5 protein-coding genes are annotated in these 5,546 nt (G+C 75.4%); 3 read left to right on the forward strand and 2 right to left on the reverse strand.

Annotated features, from left to right (window positions below; genetic code table 11):
• On the reverse strand, window positions 1–1,092 hold a 1,092-nt coding region (locus tag HCJ92_RS21635; RefSeq protein WP_167935294.1), incomplete at its 3' end, for an NAD-dependent epimerase/dehydratase family protein.
• A gap of 209 nt (window positions 1,093–1,301) precedes the next feature.
• Between HCJ92_RS21635 and HCJ92_RS21640 the strand changes: the two genes are divergently transcribed.
• Window positions 1,302–2,795, forward strand: a complete 1,494-nt coding sequence (locus tag HCJ92_RS21640; RefSeq protein ID WP_167935295.1) for a zinc-dependent metalloprotease — start codon at window positions 1,302–1,304, stop codon at window positions 2,793–2,795.
• Entirely contained in the window at window positions 2,792–3,316 is a 525-nt protein-coding gene (locus HCJ92_RS21645) for an NUDIX hydrolase (protein WP_167935296.1), read from the forward strand. The genes HCJ92_RS21640 and HCJ92_RS21645 overlap by 4 nt, the downstream gene beginning before the upstream one ends.
• 103 nt (window positions 3,317–3,419) lie before the next feature.
• Here the strand turns inward: HCJ92_RS21645 and HCJ92_RS21650 are convergent, their stop codons facing one another.
• Window positions 3,420–4,016 (reverse strand): YgjP-like metallopeptidase domain-containing protein, encoded by a 597-nt coding sequence (locus HCJ92_RS21650; RefSeq protein WP_167935297.1) that lies wholly within the window; start codon window positions 4,014–4,016, stop codon window positions 3,420–3,422.
• Between the two features lie 379 nt (window positions 4,017–4,395).
• Here HCJ92_RS21650 and HCJ92_RS21655 point away from each other — a divergent pair.
• The coding region (locus HCJ92_RS21655; protein ID WP_245241091.1) for a TOMM precursor leader peptide-binding protein at window positions 4,396–5,546 on the forward strand (1,151 nt) is incomplete at its 3' end.

Consider the following 5,546-nt stretch of genomic DNA (forward strand, 5'->3'; position numbering starts at 1 on the left):
GACGAGCGCCGCGGTGCCGACCAGCGCGACGGTGGCGCCCGCGGCGCCGAGCGTGGTGGCGGCGTCCTTGGCGCCCAGCCGGCGACCGGCGACGGTGTGCCGCCCCGCGACCTCGTCCAGCAGCGCGGCGAGCACGTCCTCGTTGCTCCACCGCGGACGCCAGCCGGCGGCGTGCAGTCGGCTGCCGCTCACCACCCAGGGGTGCATCGTGTACGCGAGGTCGCCCGCGGGGGACGGGGTCAGACCGAGCCGGTGCAGCCGGGAGGCGGCGCCCAGCGCGACGGCCGAGGGCAGCTCCATCCGGCGGATGTCGGAGAGCTCCTCGACCTCGTCCTGCTCCAGCCAGCCGTCGCACCCCACCGAGACGGGCCCCTCGACGAGCCCCAGGGCGGCGTACTCCAGCGCGGAGACGAGGTCGTCGACGTGGCAGAACTGCCATCGCGGCTGCGAGCCGGCGACGACGAGCAGCCGCGGCGACTCGAAGTAGCGGGTGAGGGTGGTGTCCGCGCCGCCGCCGACGAGGACCGCCGGCCGCAGCACGGTGACGGTCAGCCCGGGGTGGGCGTGCGGCGCCCGCTCCGCGAGCCGTTCGATCTCCAGGAGGTCGTCCACTCCCCCGGCGTCGGCGGTCGCCCGGAGCTCCGCGTCCTCCGAGAGCGGCACGTCGTTGTCGGCGAGGGCGCCGTAGACCATCGCCGAGGTGCAGAGCACTACGCGTCTCACGCCGGCGGCAGCCGCCGCGGTGAGCACGGTCTGGGTGCCTCTCACGTTGTAGGCGCTGCGGGCGGCGGGGTCCGAGTCGAGGCCGAGGTCGAGGGCGAGGTGCACGACGACGTCGACCGGGGGCGATTCGCCGTCGCCCCGCAGCCGGTCCGCGATCGCGGGGTCCCGGACGTCGAGGGTGTGCCATTCGACGTCCTCGGTGTCGCCGGGGCGCTCGTCCAGTGCGAGCACCCGACGCACGCCGGGAACCGCCGCGATCCGCTCGGTGAACAGGGCGCCGACACCGTCGGCTGCTCCGGTCACGGCGATGGTCAGCGGGGCCGCGGCGTCGTTTCGCGCTGCGCGAACGATGGGCTCCGGGGAACTCACAGGATCTCTCCAGTGGTTGTCTCTGATACGACAGGCGTAGCCCCCATCCTGCCTGAGAGGTGTCTAGGCTGGAGGGACAAGCCCCGGTTTGCGCTCCGGTGATCCCCCGGGGCCACTCCGGTGCACAGGGCCCGGACGCGGCTCGCGACCGGCCCCGGCGGCGCTGTCCGCGACCGTCCGTCCGTACACACAGAGCCGAGGATTTCTTCGTGAGTGAGACCCCTTTCGGATTCGGCCTCCCCGAGGAGCCCGGCGACGACGAGTCCGGCAAGAAGAAGCGTGAGGGCCAGGGCGACGGCGGCGGCCCCGGTGGCGGCGGCCAGCCGCAGAACCCGCTGGAGGCCATGTTCGGGTCGTTGGGCCTCGGAGGCCCCGGCGGATCCGCGGGCAGCCCCGCGGATCTCGGTGCCGCCTTCCAGCAGCTGGGTCAGATGCTCTCCTACGACGGCGGGCCGGTGAACTGGGACCTCGCCCGCGACATCGCGCGGCAGACCGTCGCGCGCGGCGACTCCGGCGGGAAGGCCGACCACAGCGTCGGCGGCCAGGACCACGCCAAGGTCGCCGAGGCGATCCGCCTCGCCGACCTCTGGTTGGACGGCGTCACGACCCTGCCCTCCGGCGCGACCTCGGCGGTCGCCTGGAGCCGGGCCGAGTGGGTCGAGGCGACCCTCCCCGTCTGGAAGAAGCTGGTCGACCCCGTGGCGGAGCGCGTCGGCAACGCCATGGGCGAGGTGCTGCCGTCGGAGATGCAGGCCATGGCCGGCCCCCTGCTCGGCATGATGCGCTCCATGGGCGGCGCGATGTTCGGCACCCAGATCGGGCAGGCCGTCGGCACCCTCGCCGGGGAGGTCCTCGGCGCGACCGACGTCGGGCTGCCGCTGGGCCCCGCGGGCAAGGCGGCACTGCTCCCGGCGAACATCGACACCTTCGGCGAGGGGCTGGGGGTCCCGCTGGAGGAGGTGCGGCTGTACCTCGCGCTGCGGGAGGCGGCGCACCAGCGGCTGTTCGAGCACGTGCCGTGGCTGCGGTCCCACCTGCTGGGCGCCGTCGAGGGCTACGCCCGCGGCATCAAGGTGGACAGCTCCCGGCTGGAGGACATGGTCGGCCAGATCGACCCCTCCCGCCCCGAGGAGCTCCAGGAGAAGCTCCAGCAGGGGCTGTTCCAGCCGGAGGACACCCCCGAGCAGAAGGCCGCGCTGGCGCGGCTGGAGACCGCGCTCGCGCTGGTCGAGGGATGGGTGGACGCGGTGGTGCACGGCGCGGCCTCCGGCCATCTCCCCGCCGCGGACGCGCTGCGGGAGACCCTGCGCCGCCGCCGCGCGACCGGCGGCCCGGCGGAGCAGATGTTCGCCAGCCTGGTCGGACTGGAGCTGCGCCCCCGGCGGCTGCGGGACGCGGCCCGGCTCTGGGCGTCGCTGGCCGACGCACGGGGCACCGACGGCCGGGACGCGCTCTGGTCCCACCCGGATCTCCTGCCCACCGCCACGGACCTGGACGACCCCGACGGGTTCGTCCACCGGGAGCAGACGGACTTCTCCGAGCTGGACAAGCTCCTCGGCTCGGCGGCGGCGGGCGAAGCCGGTACGGCCCCCGGTTCGACCGACCGCACGGACGGTGAACGGGCCGAGGACGGGGACAGCCGCGGCGAGGAACCCCGCGACGGCGAGGAGGACGGCGGCGACGCCCCGGGACGCGGCGCATGAGCCTTCACCGGGACGCTTCCCGGGTGCTGGAGCGCTGGCAGGCCCCGGACGAAGGGCAGCACCGGCTGCGCCACGAGTACCGGACACACCTGGCCTCCTACCCGGACGCGCTGCGCCGGGAGTGCGCGGTGGGCCATCTCACCGCGTCCGCGCTGGTCGTGGATCCGGAGCGTGAGCAGGTGCTGCTGACGCTGCACGCCAAGCTCGACATGTGGCTCCAGACCGGCGGCCACTGCGAGGACACCGACACCTCGCTGGCCGGCGCGGCCCTGCGGGAGGCGAGCGAGGAGTCGGGCATCGAGGGGCTGCGGCTGCTGGAGCAGCCGGTGGCGCTCGACCGGCACCTCACCCCCTGTGCGGTGCACCTGGACGTGCAGTACGTGGCGATCGCGCCGCGCGGGGCGGTGGCCCGGCGCAGCGAGGAGTCGACGGAGCTGCGGTGGTTCGGCTTCGGCGAGGTCGCCGGGGTCGCGGACGGTTCGGTGGTCCGCCTGGCCGCGAGGGCGCACGCCCTGCTCTGATCCGACCTCGCGGCCGGACCGGGCGCGGCGGCCACGGGCGGAGATCCGTTTGTGGCCGCCGTCCCGGCGGTGCCCGGACTCCGGACGCCGGGCCGGGCGGGAGTCAGTCGGCGCCGGGGATGTGGGGGAGGCGCTCCGCCGCCACGACCCCTTCGAGGAACCCCCGCGCCCGATCGGTGTGGGGGTAGCCCTCCAGCAGCCGCCAGAACCCGGGGCCGTGACCGGGGACCAGCAGGTGGGCGAGTTCGTGCAGCAGCACGTAGTCCAGGACGTACTCCGGCATGCCCTGGAGCCGGTGGGAGAGTCGGATGGAGCCGGCGGCGGGGGTGCAGGATCCCCAGCGGCTCTGCTGGTTGGTGACCCAGCGGACCGTGCGCGGCACCGCCCGGCCGTCCAGGTGGCGTGCGGAGAGTTGCTCGGCACGAGCGGCGAGTTCCGCGTCGTCGAGGTACCGGCGCTGCTCCTGGGCGGCCAGTTTCTCCATCATCACCGAGACCCAGCGGCGCTCCTCGTCCTCGGACATCCGGGCCGGGATCAGGACGATGGTGCGGCCCCCCTCGCGGTAGGCGGAGACCGTTCGCCGGCGCCGTGAGCTGCGGCGGACCTCGACCGGGCCGTCAGGGGGCGCGGCCGTCCGGGGGCGCCCCGTCGCGGCGGTGCGCTGCGGCGGGCCAACGCTCTGGAGGGGGTCGGCGGGCACATTTCGAAGGTACCCCCATCCACGGACAAAAGTCGTGGCCACGAGCCGCGCCGGGCCGCCGCGCCTCCCACGGCTGCACTATTCGTGAGATTTGTCGGACCGGGGCATATCCACGGCGATATAGAGCGTTTCGCGCCAGGGAGCCTCATGCCGCAGCCACAAGTGACGGGCACCGCGACGGACTGCGGTATGACGAACGCCACCCCCTGTGGATAACTCCGGGCGGTCACCGCCCCCGTGCACCATGATGCTCTTCGTGAGCGAGCGAGCACCATCGGTCACCGGTCGTGGGTCGCGGTACTGCCCAGGCGCCCGGGCGAGGTGCCGGAGGGGCGGGATGGCGGCATCCCGCGGAACGGGGGGACGAACCATGCATCCGATGATCAAGCCTGCACTGCGTCGCGGCTGGCAGGACCGGCAGACCGCGCGGTTCGGGGTGACGCCGCCGCACTCGGTCCTCCTCGGTCCGCTCGACTCCGCCACCGAGACCTTCCTCGGGCTGCTGGACGGCACCCGGGGGCTGCCCGCCCTGCGGGCGGCGGCGGTGCGCCTCGGCATGCCGCCGGGTGCGGCGGACCGCGTGGCCCGGGGGCTGGCCGACGCCGGCCTGCTGGAGGACGCCACCGCCGACCGGGCCGCCGCGGCACGGATCAGCGAGCGGCTCCGCCCCGACCTCGCGGCACAGTCGCTGCTGACCCGCTCCCCCGGCGGCGGTCTGGACCGCCTGGAGGCCAGACGGTTCGCGCGGGTACAGGTCCGCGGTGCCGGGCGGGTCGGTGCCGCTCTCGCCGTCGCCCTGGCCCAGGCAGGCGTCGGACGGGTGGAGGTGGTGGACGGCGGCCGGGTCGAGCCGGCCGACACCGCCCCCGGCGGTATCCCCGCCGGCTACACCGGCAGGCGCCGGGACGGCGCCGCCCGCGCGGTGGTGCGCGCCGCCCGGCCGTGGCGGGTGGAGACACCGCAGGAACGGCGGGCGGAGGGAGCGCGACTGGTCGTCCTCGCGCCCAGGGACGGGGTACGGGCCTACGTGCCGGACCCGGACCCCGCGGTCTCGGCGATGGACGGCGAGCTCCCCCATCTCTACGCCGGGGTCGTGGAGGCGACCGGTTTCGTGGGGCCGCTGGTGCTGCCCGGGGTCTCCGCCTGTGCCGAGTGCCTGCTGCGGCACCGGACCCGGGGCGAACCCAGCTGGCCGCTACTGGTCGGCCAGTGGCGCAACGGTCGCACCCCGGGGGTGCCTGCCTGCGACGCGGCGCTGGCCGTGACCGTCGCCGGTCTCGCGGCGGCCACCGCGCTGGCGTACCTCGACGACCCGGATTCCGCGCCGACGGGGGTGCGCAGCGAGCTCTCGCTCCCGACGCTGGAGATGCGCCGCGAGGAGATGGTCCCCCACCCGGAGTGCCCGTGCGGTGCGTCGGGCGCGCCGGAAGCGGCGTCGGGCGGGGCGTCGGGCCGAGCCTCGAAGAGCCGGGCGCCGGCAGGCGGGGGCGGCTCCGACGCGGTGGCGGGCCGGTCGGCGACCGGCGCGGC

This window comes from Streptomyces spiramenti (genome assembly GCF_012034385.1).
Taxonomy (GTDB): domain Bacteria; phylum Actinomycetota; class Actinomycetes; order Streptomycetales; family Streptomycetaceae; genus Streptomyces; species Streptomyces spiramenti.